We start from the raw sequence: 18,118 nt of genomic DNA on the forward strand, positions 1-18,118 counted from the left end.
ATAAATGTTTTCTATCCAAAACGTTCGCCTTTACTTAATAAGTATGCAAAAAATAAATTTAGATGCGTTTGCCCTGCTTTAGGGCTTAGAGCTACTAAATAATTCCGCTGCACATAAGTAACGCCAATCAAAATTATGAGCGCTATGTGCAGCTTGCGGTTGAGTAGCTTGTTTTAAAACAGATGGCTGTAGTACATTTTTTTCTACCAGTATTTTTTTGCTGTCTCGTATCATTCCTTGTAAGGTTTTGTCTTGCATCCATTGTTGTTGCGGTGGCTCATAGCCTATTTTATTGGTGCGCCATACAATGTTCTCTGGTAATTTATTTACCATGCTTTGCCTTAAAATCCATTTGGTAAAGCCATTTTGTATTTTGTATTGTGATGGCAGCGAAAAAATAAATTCAATCAATTGGTGCGATAAAAATGGTAGGCGCACTTCTCTGCTATGAGCCATTGAGTTTCTATCAGCATAGCGCAGTAATTCTTCTAAGCCTATTGTGAATGTGTTGTAGCGCAACATATCTTCTAATTTATGTACAACAGGCTTTTGCAGTGTATCGTCGTTGTAATATTTGGTATAAAAATCTTGGTTTAAATGCGCATGGTGCAATTGTTGGTTAATGGCTTTTTGTTGTAATTTCTTGGCTGTTTTTTCTGGTAAATAAGCTGCTGCATAGTTTTTAATACCCCAACTTTCTAAAAAATGGTTCTGTTGTAGCAACTGTTTTTCACGCTTAAAATGGCTGTAATCTTTTTTTAGCAAGGCTTGCAAAAACCAATGCGTGTATTTTTTATAGCCACTCAATATTTCATCTGCGCCTTGCCCATCAAGTAGTACGGTTACACCTTTCTCTTTGGCTAATTTATACACCATAAACTGTGTAAACACGCTACTACTTTGCAGTGGCTCTTCTTGGTGGTACATCAATGTTTGCCAATGTTCTATCCAATCGTTTTCTGTAGGTGTAGTGGTGTGTTGTTGTAAACGAAATTGGTCTACAACGGCTTTGCTATAAGCACTTTCATCTTTTTCAAAACCAGGAAAAATGGCAGAAAAAGTTTGAAGTTTTGGATTTGAAGTTTTTAGTTGCATAATAGCTGCTACAATGCTAGAACTGTCAAGGCCGCCGCTAAGGCTAGTCCCTACTGTAACATCGCTGCGTAAGCGTCTATTAACTGAAGTTGCAAATAATTCAGAGAATTGTTCAATCGTTTCTTTTTCGCTTTTTGCTATTTGGGACTTACTGCTTTCTGGTTTGTACCATCGTCTCATTTGTACCTTTCCTAAGTTGGGCTGAATAGTTAAATAATTGCCTGGTGGTAATGATAAAATATGGCTATAAAAGGTTTGTGTTTTTTTGATGGGGTTTTGTAAATAGCCAAGTGTAATATAATTTAACGCCATGGTGCCGTTTAAATCTTTAGGTACACCCAAAGCCCAAAGTGCTTTCATTTCGCTGGCAAAAACAAAACGCTCAAACTTGCCACGTTGCTGATATTGTGCATGGTAATACAAAGGCTTTTCGCCAAATCTATCTCGAGCAATAAAGACTTCTTTTGTGTTGTTGTTGTAAAGTGCAAATACAAACATGCCATCGAAATGATTGCAACAATCTTTACCCCAAAAATCGTAAGCGGCAGGAATAACTTCGGTATCTGAACTGGTAGAAAACGAATAGCCGTGTTGTTGCAACTCGTTTTTAAGCTCTATGTAATTATAAATTTCGCCATTAAAGGTGATGGTATAATGCAGATAGTGTAATGGCTGCGCTGCATTGTTAGATAAATCTATTACCGATAATCGTCTATGGCCAAAAGCAACCGTTGCGTCATCGCTCTGCCATTTGCCTTCGCCATTGGGGCCACGGTGTTGCAATTTGTCTATCATTAATTGCACATGCTGTAATGATACGAATGGTGCGTAGGGAGAAATAATACCTGCAATGCCACACATAATTTAACTGAGATAGATGAGGCTGTTAAGGTACAGATAAAATATACAATCTACGCTACGGTAAAAGTTCAATAGCAAACAAAGCGTAGAAGTGTGCGACGCAACGATGCTGAATAGATAATCTACAGTTGGTAACATAAAAAATACGCACTTTTTTAGTAGACTTCTAAATGAGCGTTGAGACAATTATATTTGCACCCTTATGAGCACACAATCTGATAATATTTTCCAAGCGATTATTTCTCATGCCAAAGAATATGGCTTTGTATTTCCATCTAGCGAAATTTACGATGGCCTTAGTGCTGTGTACGATTATGGCCCTAATGGTAGCGAACTGAAAAAGAATATTCGTGACTATTGGTGGAAAAGCATGACCCAAATGCACGATAATATTGTGGGTATAGATGCTGCTATTTTTATGCATCCTACTACGTGGAAAGCGAGTGGCCACGTTGATAATTTTAGCGACCCAATGATTGACAATAAGGATAGCAAAAAACGCTACCGTGTAGATCATTTGATAGAAGCTTACGCTGATACCTTGCCTGAAGCTGAAAAAAATGCCTTGATAGACGAAATGCAACAGCTAGAAGCGGCAACTGACTATGCTGGCTTAAAGAAATTGATAGACGACCATAAGATTAAATGTAGTGTAAGTGGTACTACTAACTGGACAGAGATTCGCCAGTTTAACTTGATGTTTAAAACAGAGTTTGGTGCGGTAGCATCTGACAATCCTGATGACAATATTGTGTACCTAAGACCAGAAACGGCGCAAGGTATTTTTGTGAACTTTTTAAACGTGCAAAAAACTGCACGTATGAAAGTGCCTTTTGGTATTGCACAAACTGGTAAGGCTTTTAGAAACGAGATTGTGGCTAGGCAATTTATTTTCCGTATGCGTGAATTTGAGCAAATGGAAATGCAGTTTTTTGTGCGTCCTGGCACAGAAGGTGAGTGGTATAAATACTGGAAAGAAGCCCGCTTGCAATGGCATTTAGGCCTTGGTATAGATCCTGCAAAATATCGCTATCACGACCATATAAAACTAGCGCATTACGCTAAAGAAGCTTGCGATATTGAGTTTGAATTTCCAATAGGTTTTAAAGAAGTAGAAGGTATTCATAGCCGTAGCGACTTTGACTTAACGCAACACCAACTGTATAGCAAAAAGAAGCAAAACTATTTTGACAACGATATAGACCCTGCTACTGGCAAGCCTTACGGTAACTATATACCTTATGTAATTGAGACTTCTATTGGTTTAGATAGAATGTTTTTGTTGATACTTTCTAACGCTTACGAAGAAGAATTAATACCAAAAGAAGATGGCACTACCGATAGTCGTGTAGTATTGCGCATACCTGCAAAGCTTGCGCCTAACAAACTGGCCATTTTGCCATTAACCAAAAAAGATGGTTTGCCAGAAATTGCAACCAAGCTTATGGACGAATGCAAGCCTTATTTTAAATGCTTCTACGAAGAAAAAGACCAAATTGGTAAGCGTTACCGCCGTCAAGATGCTATTGGTACACCGTTTTGCGTTACGATAGATAATCAAACACCAATAGACCAAACTGTAACCATTCGCTACAGAGATACGATGTTACAAGAGCGTATACCTATTAGCCAAGTAAAAGGCTTGGTATTGGGTAAAGTGATGTAAGTGAATGATAGGAACGATGATTAACTGGATTCTTTTCTTTTGTTAGTCAGCTTCAGTTTTTCATCCGATAGCTATCGGATTGAGCATCGTTGCAAGTTTATACTGAGTTTACGAAGTACCACTTGTACGTTTAGATACATTATTCAGCATAACAAAAGCGCCACTCAAAATGAGTGGCGCTTTTGTTTGTTATTCTTTTGTTTTTATAGTTCCTTTATCAATTTATCTGCCGCTTGTTTTGCTAATGCTGAAATATTTAAATCGTACTGAGAAAGGTATTCTGACGTAGCAGTTTTCCATGATTTAAAAAGCCCCAATTGCTTCTTATCATCAACATAAGCTAATTGAATAACATCATTCTTAACAGACACACCATTCTCAATCACTTTATAAGATAATACAAGGTCTTTATTTTCTGTTTTAATGTAAACATTATCCCAATTAATGGCATAAAAGCCTAAAAATATTGAGTGACCAATATCATCAATAGCGAACTGATTGGGTATTTTTTCTATAGACAATTCAATACGTTTTCCTGCTAACTTGTCTTTTAATCCTTTGTTTAGCGCAACTGTAAATGTTTTTGAAAAGTTACTAATTGGAATTAAAGGATTTAAAACACATGTATTTTTATAATCCCAACGCCAATACACTATCAAAGGCAAAAAGCTTACAGTTTTATTTTCCGATACAGATGTTTTCTCGTCAGTTGTAATTAAGGGTGAATTAATGACTATTGTTTCGCTTGTCTTTTTCTTTTGCAGAGACTGCATTTCAGGAAATTGTTGCTGTACGTATCTATCTAGCTTTTTTCCATTTAAACAACTAGTTAATGATGTGATACTGATAAGCAGTACTAAGTAAAGCAGTTTTTTCATGAATTGATGTAGTTTTTGGATGCAATATTAAATAAAGTAAAAACATTAGTAAAACAACTTTTAATCATTTTACAAATAATATTACGCTTGCAATTAGTACGATTTTTACTTACCACTAATCTTTAAAATCTCTTGATATACGGCCAATTTCTTTTCTAAATCTACCACTTGTTGTTGCAGTTGCATTTCTTTATCAGACAGGGTTTCTATGGGAAAAGCAGTAGATAAATCTGCCAAGAAATTATGGTTAATTACCAATCCAATTTTCCAAAGTAGTGCAGCATGTAAAGTGTGTTGTTTTACGTAGTGCGTTACGCCAATGGCATGAATATCTAACCGCCTTGCAAGCTCAGCTTTTGAAATGCCTTTGTCTTGCAATACTTTTTGTAACAACTTACCTGCGTGAGGCATCTTCTGCTCACTATTTACATGGCTCATTTTGGTTAAAGTGCCCATAACTTCCTGTTTTATTTGCTAAATTATATAAAACCAAGCTATTCTACTAGGTGTTCGATCTAATTTACTAGGGCATCAATCTAATTTATTAGGTTAGCTACCTATTTTATTAGGTATTCATCCTAATTTTATAGTTTACCTTACTATTTCGATAGGAAATCAATCAAGTTTTGTAGCATTTCACGCTAATAAACTAGCGTGTTTGGCTAATGTGTATTACTTTCAAATAGAAAATAACCCTTCAACAACAAAAAATCCGTGTACATCCATCCACCCGATAGCTATCGGGTCTGTGTCATCAGCATTCCTATCATCTTACTTTACTATCACAATCTTCGTCACTATTTTTTCTAAGCCAGTATCGTCTCTTACTATTACCAGGTATACACCACTCGCAATCTTCTCGCCCTTGTAGTTTTTGCCATTCCATACAGCTTGACCACCCAAAGCCCTTGTTTGATACACCAATCTACCATCTAGTTCAGCAATTTTTACCAAAGCATTATCTACCAAGCCTTTTATAGCAATAGTACCATTATAATTAGGCGGTACAGGGTTAGGAAATACTAGCACATTGCTATTGGTTTCACCGCCTTCTGTAGCAGTACTTCTAAAGCTGCAAATGCCCGTTGCAGTAGCAATATAAACGTCACCTGTTTGTGGGTTAACGGCTATGCGTTTAATATCGTTATTCAGCAAAGGGCTATTATCAGCAGTAAAGCGGTAGATAATTTTTGCTCCATCTGCCGATATTAACCACACACCATTTTTAGTGCCTACCCATTTTCTATTTGCACCATCAACAGCTATGGTACGCACTTCCTCATCTTGAAATAAATACCCTGCAAATCTATCTAGCTGTACCACTGGCAATATGGCTTCGCAGTTTTTTGTAAATACTTCTGTAGGGCATTGTACCACAGCAATGCCTTTGGCTGTGCCAATCCATATAAAGCCATCTTTATCTTTTGCTGTGCAATACACGGTATTACTTGGCAGGTTACCATTGCCTACACCAGTTTTAAAAAACTTCCATTGGTCATCATTAATAGCATCAATGTTGCTACCATAATTATTTACCAGTAAGCCATTACCTAGTGGGCTTACAATCCATAATTGATTAGCATCGTCAATAGTGATTTGCCCCACCGCATTATCAGTATGTATAAAAGGAACTGCAAATGATTTAAAGCTGCCATCAGCTTTGCGTACACTAATATTTTGCGCAGCACCATAATTACTTATCCAAAGATTATTCTTGCTATCGAACGCTAAGCCACTTACACGAACATCTTTACTAGTGCCTATTACAGGCTGTAACGATGAGTTATTTGCCTTATAGATTTTAGTACTTGCACCATCAAAATTTACCAAACCACTGCCATAACTGCCAGCCCAAATAGACTGATTGGTTGGGTCAATAGCAACTGTAACAAAGTCTAACACTGAATCAAAAACAGGCTTGCTGTAATAGCCAATATTATCCCATGCATCACCATTAAAAGTGTATAAGCCATTACGGTTTTGCTGCGCTTGCCAGCTTGCATTTACACTACCTGCTGCTGCGTACAAGGTATTGTTTGCTACTAGCATGTCACCATCGGCTGAACCTAAAGGACCATCAGGTATATAACTGCTAAATGTGGTGTTGAATTTAGATAAACCTTCTTTGCTATCAGCAATCCACAAGCTGTCATTATCTACAATTGCTTGCTTTGGTGATGCGATATAAGTACTGTTAGTAAGGCTATTTTCTATCACACCATTTGCATTTAATTGCAACACTCTGCCTACACCAGTCAGCTTGTTTTGCTGACACAGCAATAGCTTACCATTACTACTATTCAAGTTCGTTATCTGCCAATTGGCATCATTATATAACATACTAAAGTTGCTACCATTTTGCACTAGCAAAGTATCATTTTTAAGCACTACCAGTTTGCCACTTACAAGCACCACATTTTGTATAGCACCATTGCTTAAACCATTGCTGCCGCTAAGGTTTTGCCAATTTGTATAGTTAGCCAAGTTAGCCGCATTTACACTAGCTTTCTTCAAGCCTTCGTTGGTAGCTGCATACCAAAAACTACCATCGGTAACAATGCCATTTACCACCACTTGCGCACCACCATTACCTATATACCAAGTATCTTTTACCTCGTATTTCGTCAGGTTCAATACTATTACACCCAAGCCACTACATAGGTAGGCGAAGCCACCATTACAATAAATACTGTTAATCGTTTTATTACCAACACCAGTGCTGCGTTTAATGTCGCCAATGTTCTTTACAGCATCCGCTTTAAGCGCATCTACACTGCTGTTAGTGTAAGCAATTACCAGTTGCTGCGTCGTTTCGTCCCAGCTAATAGCACTCACACCCATCTCGTTCAAGCCTGTTACTTTACTATAGCGCTGTTCATTATTATTCGCATCTACACTAAACACATTATTGGCAGTAGCGCAGTAAATTTTATCGCCTTTAATCACTGCTTGTACGGTGTTATAATTGAGGTGTTCACGCCAGTAGCCAATAGGTACTTGAGCGTTTTGCGCTTGCAGTGAAAAGTGAAAAGTGAAAAGTGAAATAAGTAGAACTAGTATTTGATAACGAGCAGTTGTAATACTATGAGGCTTTCGTTGCAAGTGTATACTGAGTTTACGAAGTACCTGCTTGTGTGCATTGTACGTTATTGAGCTTTGCCTATATAGTAGATACTGCTGCATGATACTACAATAATACTAAGTTTAGAGGAATGGCAGAATGTGTATAGACGAAGACTAGGGAAACTTCCTAAACACTGTAAGCCTTAATACCAATTCTAGCACTACCAATACTAAGCCTGCTAGTAGTAATAGTAGGTATTCATCAGTATATCGGTCGTAAGTGGTTAGTTCTACTTTACTTTTTTCTAGCTGATTGATGCTTGCATAAATGTTTTTCAGCGCTGCCTTATTAGCCGCTTGAAAGTATTGACCACCAGTTTCTGCACTAATTTGTTTTAGTAAGTTTTCGTCAAACGTCATCTTGCGTTTTTCCATTACAGTACCAAGCGCTGAATTCACTTGTACATCCATTTCCACCTCGCTACCTATACCTATGCAATACACTTTTATACCGTAAGTAATGGCGAGTTTTTTGGCTATATCAGGCGGTATTAAGCCTCCATTATCAGCACCATCTGTTAATAGAATAACCACTTTGCTTTTAGCAGTACTATTACGCAACCTATCTACACTTGTAGCAAGCCCAGAACCAATGGCAGTACCATAATCAGTGAGGTAGCCATTTACAATACTGTTAATTTGGGTAAGCACTGTTTTATGGTCTGGCGTTATGGGGCAAAGTGTAAAACTCTGGCTGCTAAAAATAACCACACCTATTCTATCGCCTGGTCTATTTTGTACAAAATCTGAGGCCACATCTTTGGCAGCTTCTAGCCTGTTGGGTTTAAAATCTTGCTCCGTCATACTACCGCTTATGTCAAAGCATAGTACAATATCTATCCCTTCGCCATTGGTTTTGTTTTCGGTAAAATGTTGCTGTGGCCTTACTAATGCAACTATTAGTAAAGCCAATGCTAGGCAACGCAATACAAAAGGTAAATGCCTAAGCCTTGTTTTCCAGTTGTGCGTATGCTGCAAGAAGAAAGTAGTAGTAATGGTGAGCGAGGCCGTTTGCTTTCGGTGACTTCGTACATACCAAAACACCATGTATGGCACTACCAGTAACAGGGGTAATAACCATGGGTAGGCAAAGCTGATATGTTGGTACCAATTATACAGCATTTGCTTTGGGTTGATAGTTAAATGAATGAATAGTGGTTACAAATGTTTTAGCTGCTTGTATGGCTTGCTCACATTCAGTTATAGTGGGTTGATATTTTGCAAACTTTACCGCATCAGATAAGCGCAACAATTGATAATACTGTACTTGTGTGGGTTCGTTACCTACTTTACCTTTTAGTAATACCATGTATTCATCAGTGGTTTTTGTAAGGCTTGTAATACCTAATTGCTTATCAGAGAAATTGCGTGTAATAGTAATTAAACTAGTAAAGAAAAGTTTGTATTGCTGGCTTGCTATTAATGGCTGCAAAGCATCTATTTGCAGCAATACATCATTTACCGATACGGCTATTTTTTTGATAGGTTTATTAACCCTTTTGCTAAAGAAACGCTTGATAACAAAAGCTATCAACAACAGCAATGCTAGTGCGCCTATACCTATTTTGCCCCACAACCACCAATCTGTTTCAGGCTCTACTTCTATAATTTCTTTGATGTCGTTATAGTCTTGCATGTTGCTTATGTTAACTGGCAACACTTTTATTGGTAAAGGCAATGAATTGAAGGTTTTATTGCCCACCAATTTTACAGGAAATTCAGGCAGCTTAAAGGTGCCAGTATCGTAGCTAGTAATCAATATTTTTTGGGTAAATGATTTTGCACCGCCTACTTCTATCGTATCTATTGGTAAGCGTTGTAGCACTTCAAAATGATTAAAACTATCTGGTAAGTTAAACCAAGTGTCTAGCAATATGGTGCTATTGGCAGCAGGTTCTACAGTTAATTTCAGTTCAAATTGTTCACCTATGCGTATGGTAGATTTGTTAGTAATTGTGGTAACTCTTTGAGCAAAGCTTTGTAAAGACAACAAGCACAAAGCAACAAAGCACAAGCATCCCAAAGACAACTTGCACCCTGTAACTTGAAACTTGAAACTTACTTTCTTCATGCTCGTTTTATAAAAAAATGTTGAAGGGCTTTTACATAGTCTTGCCCTGTTTCTATTTGTATTAAATCTGCACCAGCCTTACGAAATATAGTTGCTGCATCATCCATAATTTTATGGTATTGCCTGTTGTAAGCAACTTGTACAGAAGTATCATTGGTATCTAACCAAAGCGTTGCACCTGTTTCAGGGTCTGTAACTTGTACCAAGCCTATTTTGGGTAAATGCTTATCTGCTTTGTCAAATACTTGCACACCAATGACATCATGCTTTCTTGCCGCTACACGCAACGCTTCGTGGTAACCTGCATCTGCAAAATCACTTAGTATAAATACAATGCTTTTATGCTTGGCTATGTTGTTGAGATATTGCAAAGCCTTTACCAAATCTGTTTTACGAGACACAGGCCTAAAAGATACCAACTCTCTTACCATATACAATGCATGCTCTCTACCTTTAGATGAAGGAATGTATTTTTCTACTTTATCTGTACAAAATAATAGACCTGTTTTATCATTATTATTCAGTGCACTAAAGGCCAATACTGCACATATTTCTGCAATTAGTTCTTGCTTGTTTTGCTGTTGTGTACCAAACAAATTACTAGCACTTGCATCTACCAATAAATACACACTTAATTCTCTTTCTTCTTCAAACACTTTGCTATAAGTGCTGCCCATTCTAGCACTAACGTTCCAATCTATAAATCGTATATCATCACCAGCTGCATATTCTTTTACCTCTTTAAAAGCCATACCTCTACCTTTAAAAGCTGTGTGGTATTCACCAGTAAATAAATGGTTGGTAAGCTTTTTACTTTTTATTTCAAGGTCACGAACTTTACGCAATAAGTCGCCAGCAGCGCCCCCTGCCCCTAAAGTCAGGATGCCCCCAGCCCCTAAAGGGGAGTTAGAAACAGATTCGGTGTCATTTAATTTCTCTTTTTTAAAAAATTGCATTATACTTTTCGTATTGTTTAAAAAACCCCTTTAGGGTTGGGGCAAAATTCCCCCTTTGGGGGCTAGGGGGCTACGGCACCAATATGGTTCTTAAAATATCGTCTACAATCATTTCGCTAGTTACGTTTTCGGCTTCAGCTTCATAGGTAAGGCCTATTCTGTGGCGCAATACATCTTTCGCTATCGCTTTCACATCATCTGGAATAATGTAGGCACGTTTGTTTAAAAATGCTTGCGCTTTTGCAGCTAAAGCCAAATTAATACTAGCCCTTGGCGAGCCACCATAACTTATCATCGCTTTCAATCTGCCTAAGCCATATTGTTCAGGAAAACGTGTTGCAAATACAATGTCTATAATATACTGCTCTATTTTTTCATCCATGTAAATCTGCTTCACTAAATGCCTTGCATGTAGTATCTCATTAATGCTAGCTACTGGCTGAATGCTAGGCAATTCAAGACTTTGCACCTGTTGCCTAATAATCAGTTGCTCTTCTTTTTTATCAGGATAGCCTACCACAACTTTCAGCATAAAACGGTCTACCTGTGCTTCTGGTAAAGGATAAGTACCTTCTTATTCTAATGGATTTTGTGTAGCTAATACTAAAAATGGCTCTTGTAATTTATACGATTGATCACCAATGGTTACCTGCTTTTCTTGCATGGCTTCTAGCAATGCGCTTTGCACTTTGGCTGGTGCACGGTTTATTTCATCGGCTAAAATAAAGTTGCTAAAAATAGGGCCTTTACGCACTACAAACTCACCACGTTGTTGGTTATAAATCATCGTACCAATTACATCTGCTGGCAATAAATCTGGGGTAAATTGTATGCGGCTAAATGGTGCTTGTATGGCTTGTGCTAATGACTTAATAGTTAATGTTTTCGCCAATCCTGGTACGCCTTCTAGCAATACGTGACCATTGCTTAGTAAACCAATTAACAAGCGCTCTACCATGTATTGCTGACCTACAATTACCTTTTTCAATTCGGTTTGTAGCCTTTCTACCACTGTATGTTGTTGCGCTATTTGCAAGCCTAGTTGCTGAATATCTTCTGGTGTTTGCATAAAATCTTTATTACATGAATTATTTGAATGACAAGAAGTATACTAATTTAGTCGATTACACGTCCCGATAGCTATCGGGATAAAGCCAATAACGTGAATAAAACGCATTGGCTTTAAATAATTAACAAGTTTTAAGAAAACAGTTGGTGCAGGTGTAAATTATTCTTCTACAATTGGCGGCTCTTCATCAAAAGTCATCTCATTTATTTCAGGATGAATGGCTATTTCTTCGTCTCTATTATCGTTCCATTCTACAATAAAATTGTTACGTCCTTCGCCTACAAGTAAGGTCATGTAGCGCTGTTGCGATAGTTCTAAAAGCGATAAGAATAAGAATAAGGCATGAATTCTATCTTGACATAGCTCAAACACTTTTTCAAATGGCACATTCTTTTCGGTTTGTACGTATGTAAGCATGTGTTCGCGGCTTCCTTCCATGGTATAGTTGTAGCGAACCACCGTGTGTACAGGCTTATTTTGGCGGTCGTGCACACGTTGCATTACCTTCTCAAAAGCCTTCATCAGCTTAAACATGGTAATGGTTTGTATCTCGGTACCTTCACCACTTTCTTCGCCTATTGATGCCAATTCTTTCTGCAAGTTGCCACGTTTCACCATCATCATACGAATCGCTTCCATATCGGCCATTTGTACCGATGCTTCTTTAAAGCGTTTGTATTCAAGTATCTTATCTATCAGTTCTTGCCTTGGATCAATTTCGTTGCCCGATGCATCTATTTCTTTACGAGGCAATAACAGCTTGGCTTTGATGCGCATTAAGGTAGATACAAACAAGATAAACTCGCTACTTAACTCGATGTTTAGTTTTTCTTGTTGGTGTATAAAATCAAGGAAATCTTGAATGATTTTAGTGATAGGAATATTGTAAATATCAAGCTCATCACGCTCTATAAAAAATAGCAACAAGTCAAAAGGACCTTCAAAATGCTCAAGTTTAATTTGATAGTTGGTGGTATTCACGCTACACAGGTTTAGTTACAAATGTAAATGGTTGGATTTGGAGTTTGTAATTTGAAGTTAATAAGATTGATTTACAAATGTTTAATTGAAAATCTACAGCCGATAATCTAGCCCCGATTGCAGTGGAAAGCCCGCAAGCCGCCACAAGCGGCTGAGGACTTGCAACGAAAAGCGGGACTAATTCCGATAATTGCTTCAACCGATGTGCTACAAAATAAAAACTCGCCTACACCAAAAGGCATAGACGGGAAAAAAGAAAATGAAGGTAAGGAAATTTATTTTTTCAACGAATCTCTTATCTCCATTAATAGTTTATCGGTGCTAGAAGGCGCAGGTGGTGCAGCTGGTGCGGCTTCTTCTTTCTTCTTAGCAGCGTTTATACCTTTTATAATCATAAATAGTACAAAAGCGATGATAATAAAGTTAATAACTGCTGACAAAAAGTTGCCATACTTAACTGTGCCAAAAATGGTTAGCTCTTCCAACTTAGTAAGGTGCGCTGCATCTAATGCTGGTTTTAGCAATAGCGGCGTAATTACATCGTCTATAAATGAACTGACAATTTTACCAAAAGCACCGCCAATAATAACACCCACTGCTAGGTCTACTACATTGCCTTTCATGGCAAAATCTTTGAATTCTTTAATCATTCCCATAATCGTTAGTTTATTATTTTTTTATTAGGTTTATGGGGCAATTTATGAAATGTAGTATTGAAAGAAAAAATTTATTTCCCACGTATCATACCACGAATAAGCACAGGTAGTAAAATTAAGTTGGTTAATGTGCCCACCACTAAGGTTAATGATGTGAGCCAGCCCAGTGCAATAGTACCACCAAAGCTGCTAAAACAGAAGATGATAAAGCCTGCAATTAACACCAGTGAGGTGTAAATAATACTGATACCTGTATGGTGAATAGTAAGTATTAAAGTAGGCGTTACTTGGTTGTTATTATCTGGTAGTTCTTGCTTATAGTTAATTAGAAACCGAATGGTTACATCTATGGCTATACCAAGTGCAATGCTAAATACCAATACTGTTGAAGGTTTTAATGGTACGCCTACCCAACCCATAATGCCAGCAGTAATTAGCAACGGAATAATGTTTGGAATAAGTGAACATACCAAAATCCTAAATGACCTAAACAAGTATAACATGCAAAGCGTGATTAATAAAAACGCCCAGAAAATACTATCTCGTAAGCCTTTAATAATAAAGCTAGAGCCTTCTAAAAAGGTAACGCTACTACCTGTAAAGGTTACTTTATAAGCAGCGGTATCAAATATTTCATTGCTCTTCTTTTCGAAATCTGCTAATAGCAATGGTAGTTTTTGGCTGCCAATATCTTTCATGTTTACAGTAATGCGAGCAACTTGCTTATTGCTATCTAAAAACTTGTTGAGCAACTTAATAGCGCCACCGCTTTGTGTGGTGCCACCAGGTTTTGGTGTTAAGTATGTACCAATAAATGCAAGATCGCCCATGCTAGGTACTGCGTAGCTATTCGTATCGCCATCAAAATAAGCTTGCTTCGCAAACTTCAAACCTTCTACAAAAGATAATGGCCTGCCTGTTTCTGGCTTGGCATTAATGTAAGCTGATAGCTCATCTATTTTTTCTAAAGGCTTCGTACTTCTAAACAAGCCTTTTTTCTTTTTAGTATCTACCATTATTTCTAATGGCATAACACCTTCAAAATTGCTTTCGAACCATTTAAGGTCAGTATAAATTTTATCTTTCTTAGGTAAATCGTCTACAATAAAACCTTCGCTGCGTAGCTTAAACAAACCAACTATTGCAAATACTGTAATAGCAATGGTTACAGCGTACACTAGCTTAGCTTTTTTAAAGGCTAGGTTTTCAATTTTGGTTAATACTGATTCTAAAAAGCGATTATCTAAATACTTGATTTCTTTAGGTTTAGGTGCAGGCAAATAGCTTAACACCGCAGGTATAAAAATGAGTGAGATAAAGAATAGCAACATGATGTTGATACCGCTTACCATACCAAATTCTTTTAGCAAAGCACTACGTGTTAAAGCAAATACTGCAAAGCCAATAGCAGCAGCAATATTGCAAAATAGCGTTACAATACCCATGCGACCAACCATGGTTCGTAGAGCTTCTTCTTTGTTGCCAGTATCTTTATAAGCTGTGTGGTATTTGTTTAAAAAGTAAATACAGTTAGGCACACCAATTACTACAATTAATGGTGGAATAATTGCCGTAAGCAAAGTGATATTGTAATGGAATAACTGCATAGTTGCAAGACTCCAAATGACACCCATACCAACTACTAATAAGCTCATAATAGTAGTGCTAATGCTACGAAAAAATAAGTAGAGCGTTAAGGCTGATAGTAAGAAAGAAGCAACTAAAAAGTAGTTCATCTCATGCTTAATTCTATCACCTATTACAGTGCGTAAATATGGCAGGCCACTAATTTGCACCGTAATACCTGACTCTTTTTCAAATTGCTTTACAGGCTCTAATACAGTAGCAATAAGTCTTGTACGGCTTTTACTGTTTAAGGTATCTTTATTTACACCCACTGCTACTAAGTATGCTTTGGTATCTGCATTGTACAATAAACCACGGTAAAATGGTAAGCTTTCAAAAGCTACTCTATCGCTATCAAGCTGTGCCTGAGAGGTATAATTGATTTGAAATAATCGCTTTGATTTAAAGCTTTTAGTAGCTGTATCGTTAATTAAATTCAGAGCTTCTGGTACGCTTAGTACATCTGTAACATCGGGTACTTTTTTTAAGCTTTGGTGTAGCTTACTTACTGCATTAAAAACTTTGGGTGTAAAGAATTCTTTGCTTTGAATACCTACTACTAATGTGCCTGCATCGTCACCAAACTTGGCTTTAAATGCTTGCATATCTAAGTACTTAGGATTATCGGTAGGGATGGCTCTTGAAAAATCGTAGCCAATTTTTACTTTTAATGCTAATGTAACAGCAACTATGTTAATAGCTAATAATGCTAGTAATAACGGTAATCTGTACTTTAAAATAAACTTGCCTAAACTGTACCACATAGTGAAAAGTGAATGGTGAAAAGTGAAATATAATAAAGTATTTTTTAGGCAACCTACGTGGTAAAAGATTGGCTTTGTAATAAACGGTGCAGTGTGCGACGCAACTACAGCCTAGCTTTGTACTACAGCTGACTCCATAAAAAAACTATACAAACCAATAGCCAAATAGCTGACAACCGATGCCTACTAGCAAGCCGCTATACACTTCTGTAGTAGTGTGGTCGCTTACTAAAAAACGACTGGTACATACCAAGCCTGTTAATAGTGCTGCAACGCTAATAGCAATGCCTAGAGGCGTTTGATAAAAAAATGAGGTAAGAATGACTGCTGCTAGCAAGCCACCCATACCTATGCCATGTAAACTGATTTTGATAAAATTATTGAATACCACACCTACTGCTGTAGCGATGAAAATACCGAAATAAAAGAACTTTAAAGCAGCTGGCTGATCGGTGAAATTGCGGCTTAAATAGTACATCCACCAATAGAAAAACATAGAAATGAAATAGGGTACAATGCGTTCTTTTTGGGTGCGTAAAAAAATGCTTTGACTAAATTTTACTTTCCATAATAAGAACACTGCAAAGGTTGGAAAAAAGGCAGTCATCCAAAATACGCTAAAGGTTCTAAGTTTTAATTGCCAATCTGTAATGCCTGAAAACTCTAGCCTAAACTGATATACCAAGAACAAAAAAAAGTAAGTAGGCACAAACACTGGATGCATTACATACGAGATAATTTTGGCTGGTATTTTTAGCCAATTGCTTGGTTGGTATGGTAAAGGAAGTTCTGCTTGTTCCATTGTTGTATGTTCTAATTTCTGTGTTTTGTTGTTTTTAGGGCAAACTGCTTCTTGCCTCGCAGTGACGAATTTTCACTACAATTCTTTACGCAATCTTGCTACAGGAATATTGAGTTGTTCACGATACTTGGCAACAGTTCTACGTGCAATATTATAGCCTTTTTCGTTGAGCATATCGGTTAAAAACTCATCGCTTAAAGGCTTTTGTTTGTCTTCTGCATCTATTAAATTGCTCAATATTTCTTTTACTTCACGTGTACTTACTTCTTCACCACTATCGGTACTTAAGCTTTCGCTAAAGAAATATTTAAGGCGATAGGTACCAAACTCAGTTTGTACAAATTTGCTATTAGCCACACGGCTTACAGTGCTTATATCTAAGCCTGTTTTTTCAGCAATATCTTTTAAAATCATTGGTCGCATATTGGTAACATCACCTGTTAAAAAGAACTCTTCTTGGTGACGCATAATTGCACCCATAGTAGATATCAACGTTTGCTGGCGCTGCTGTATCATTTCTATAAACCACTTAGCACTGTCTATCTTTTGCTTGATAAATAGTACGGCTTCTTTCTGTCGCTTATCTTTTTTAGTACCCTTGTCGTACTCTTTCATCATGTCTTTATAGCCTTCACTTATTTTAAGATCAGGCGCATTACGTGAGTTAAGGGTTAGTTCTAAAATACCATTGTTGTTGATGATGTAAAAGTCAGGTACGATGTAGCTTTCGGCTTTATTTATTTCGCCAACATTACCACCTGGTTTTGGGTTAAGCTTGATGATTTGATGAATGACTTCTTTTAAATCTTCGTCAGATAAGTTAAGCCCACGTTGAATTTTATCATAGTGTTTTTTGATAAATTCATCGTAGTATTTACTCATTACTTGTATGGCTAATTGTACACCTATACCTTCTGAGCTTTTACGTTTTAATTGCAGCAATAAGCATTCTTGCAAGTCTCTAGCGCCCACACCTGCTGGGTCAAACTGTTGTATTTGCTTAATAATTTCTTCAATCTCTTTATCTTCTGCAATAATATTTTGCCTAAAGGCTAAATCATCTGCAATAGAACTCAATTCTCTACGTAAGTAACCATCATCATCCAAGCTACCTACTATTTGCTCAGCTATTTTAAACCTACGCTCATCAAGGTCAAGCATACCAAGCTGATTAAGTACAAGGTCAAAAAAGCTTTGTTCTAGCTTAATAGGTATGGTTTGTTTATCATCCATTTCTGGATAATTATCATCCTTCATTTTGTAATCAGCAATTTCGCCATCATCATCTACTACATATTCACTGATGTCTACATCATCATAATCTTCTTCGCTACCGTCTTTCTCAAATTCTTCATCAGGCGATGTTTCAAATTCATCTACCATTTCTTCATTAGCGTCAGCACCTTCTTCACCCTCACCAAGTTCTAGTGCCGGATTTTCTTCTAGTTCTTCTTTTATGCGCTCTTCTAAATTAGCAGTAGGCACTTGCAACAATTTCATCAACTGAATTTGCTGAGGCGATAATTTTTGTAATAATTTCTGCTGTAACGATTGTCCTAATGCCATGATT

At 37.2% G+C, this 18,118-nt stretch carries 15 protein-coding genes; 1 reads left to right on the top strand and 14 read right to left on the bottom strand.

Translation table 11 applies throughout. The features are described 5' to 3' along the window. Window positions 1-78: 78 nt before the first annotated feature. Window positions 79-1,956: an asparagine synthase (glutamine-hydrolyzing) gene (gene asnB, locus ACT9TX_RS10550; protein WP_481338251.1), complete on the bottom strand. Its 1,878-nt coding sequence runs from the start codon at window positions 1,954-1,956 to the stop codon at window positions 79-81. Between the two features lie 202 nt (window positions 1,957-2,158). Here asnB and ACT9TX_RS10555 point away from each other — a divergent pair, with 202 nt between their 5' ends. Then, window positions 2,159-3,622: a glycine--tRNA ligase gene (locus tag ACT9TX_RS10555; protein ID WP_481338252.1), complete on the top strand. Its 1,464-nt coding sequence runs from the start codon at window positions 2,159-2,161 to the stop codon at window positions 3,620-3,622. A 203-nt stretch (window positions 3,623-3,825) separates the two neighbouring features. Here the strand turns inward: ACT9TX_RS10555 and ACT9TX_RS10560 are convergent, their stop codons facing one another. The 13 genes from ACT9TX_RS10560 to rpoN form a co-directional block, all read right to left on the bottom strand. Then, window positions 3,826-4,500: a hypothetical protein gene (locus ACT9TX_RS10560; RefSeq protein ID WP_481338253.1), complete on the bottom strand. Its 675-nt coding sequence runs from the start codon at window positions 4,498-4,500 to the stop codon at window positions 3,826-3,828. Window positions 4,501-4,605: 105 nt separating this feature from the next. After that, entirely contained in the window at window positions 4,606-4,956 is a 351-nt protein-coding gene (locus ACT9TX_RS10565) for a hypothetical protein (RefSeq protein WP_481338254.1), read from the bottom strand. A 315-nt stretch (window positions 4,957-5,271) separates the two neighbouring features. Continuing rightward, on the bottom strand, window positions 5,272-7,602 hold the full coding sequence (gene porZ, locus ACT9TX_RS10570; RefSeq protein ID WP_481338255.1) for a type IX secretion system anionic LPS delivery protein PorZ: 2,331 nt from the start codon (window positions 7,600-7,602) through the stop codon (window positions 5,272-5,274). Between the two features lie 135 nt (window positions 7,603-7,737). Further along, the gene (locus tag ACT9TX_RS10575) at window positions 7,738-8,745 is read right to left on the bottom strand and encodes a vWA domain-containing protein (RefSeq protein WP_481338256.1); all 1,008 of its coding nucleotides are present in this window, start codon (window positions 8,743-8,745) and stop codon (window positions 7,738-7,740) included. Continuing rightward, window positions 8,735-9,694 (bottom strand): BatD family protein, encoded by a 960-nt coding sequence (locus tag ACT9TX_RS10580; RefSeq protein WP_481338257.1) that lies wholly within the window; start codon window positions 9,692-9,694, stop codon window positions 8,735-8,737. Before ACT9TX_RS10580 ends, ACT9TX_RS10575 begins: the two co-directional genes overlap by 11 nt. After that, window positions 9,691-10,650: a DUF58 domain-containing protein gene (locus tag ACT9TX_RS10585; RefSeq protein ID WP_481338258.1), complete on the bottom strand. Its 960-nt coding sequence runs from the start codon at window positions 10,648-10,650 to the stop codon at window positions 9,691-9,693. The genes ACT9TX_RS10580 and ACT9TX_RS10585 overlap by 4 nt, the downstream gene beginning before the upstream one ends. 70 nt (window positions 10,651-10,720) lie before the next feature. Then, window positions 10,721-11,182 (bottom strand): AAA family ATPase, encoded by a 462-nt coding sequence (locus tag ACT9TX_RS10590; protein WP_481338259.1) that lies wholly within the window; start codon window positions 11,180-11,182, stop codon window positions 10,721-10,723. A 42-nt stretch (window positions 11,183-11,224) separates the two neighbouring features. Then, window positions 11,225-11,719 (bottom strand): AAA family ATPase, encoded by a 495-nt coding sequence (locus tag ACT9TX_RS10595; protein WP_481338260.1) that lies wholly within the window; start codon window positions 11,717-11,719, stop codon window positions 11,225-11,227. Between the two features lie 159 nt (window positions 11,720-11,878). Next, complete coding sequence (locus ACT9TX_RS10600) at window positions 11,879-12,700, bottom strand: segregation and condensation protein A (RefSeq protein ID WP_481338261.1); 822 nt, start codon at window positions 12,698-12,700, stop codon at window positions 11,879-11,881. Between the two features lie 275 nt (window positions 12,701-12,975). Beyond that, entirely contained in the window at window positions 12,976-13,356 is a 381-nt protein-coding gene (gene mscL / locus ACT9TX_RS10605) for a large-conductance mechanosensitive channel protein MscL (protein ID WP_481338262.1), read from the bottom strand. A 71-nt stretch (window positions 13,357-13,427) separates the two neighbouring features. Continuing rightward, window positions 13,428-15,746 carry an efflux RND transporter permease subunit gene (locus ACT9TX_RS10610; protein WP_481338263.1) on the bottom strand — a complete coding sequence of 773 codons (2,319 nt, stop codon included), beginning with the start codon at window positions 15,744-15,746 and terminating at the stop codon, window positions 13,428-13,430. A gap of 145 nt (window positions 15,747-15,891) precedes the next feature. Continuing rightward, on the bottom strand, window positions 15,892-16,548 hold the full coding sequence (locus ACT9TX_RS10615) for a hypothetical protein (RefSeq protein WP_481338264.1): 657 nt from the start codon (window positions 16,546-16,548) through the stop codon (window positions 15,892-15,894). 75 nt (window positions 16,549-16,623) lie between these two features. Continuing rightward, window positions 16,624-18,114 (bottom strand): RNA polymerase factor sigma-54, encoded by a 1,491-nt coding sequence (gene rpoN / locus ACT9TX_RS10620; RefSeq protein ID WP_481338265.1) that lies wholly within the window; start codon window positions 18,112-18,114, stop codon window positions 16,624-16,626. Between the last annotated feature and the right edge of the window lie 4 nt (window positions 18,115-18,118).

The organism is Parasediminibacterium sp. HNIBRBA5674, assembly GCF_056745525.1.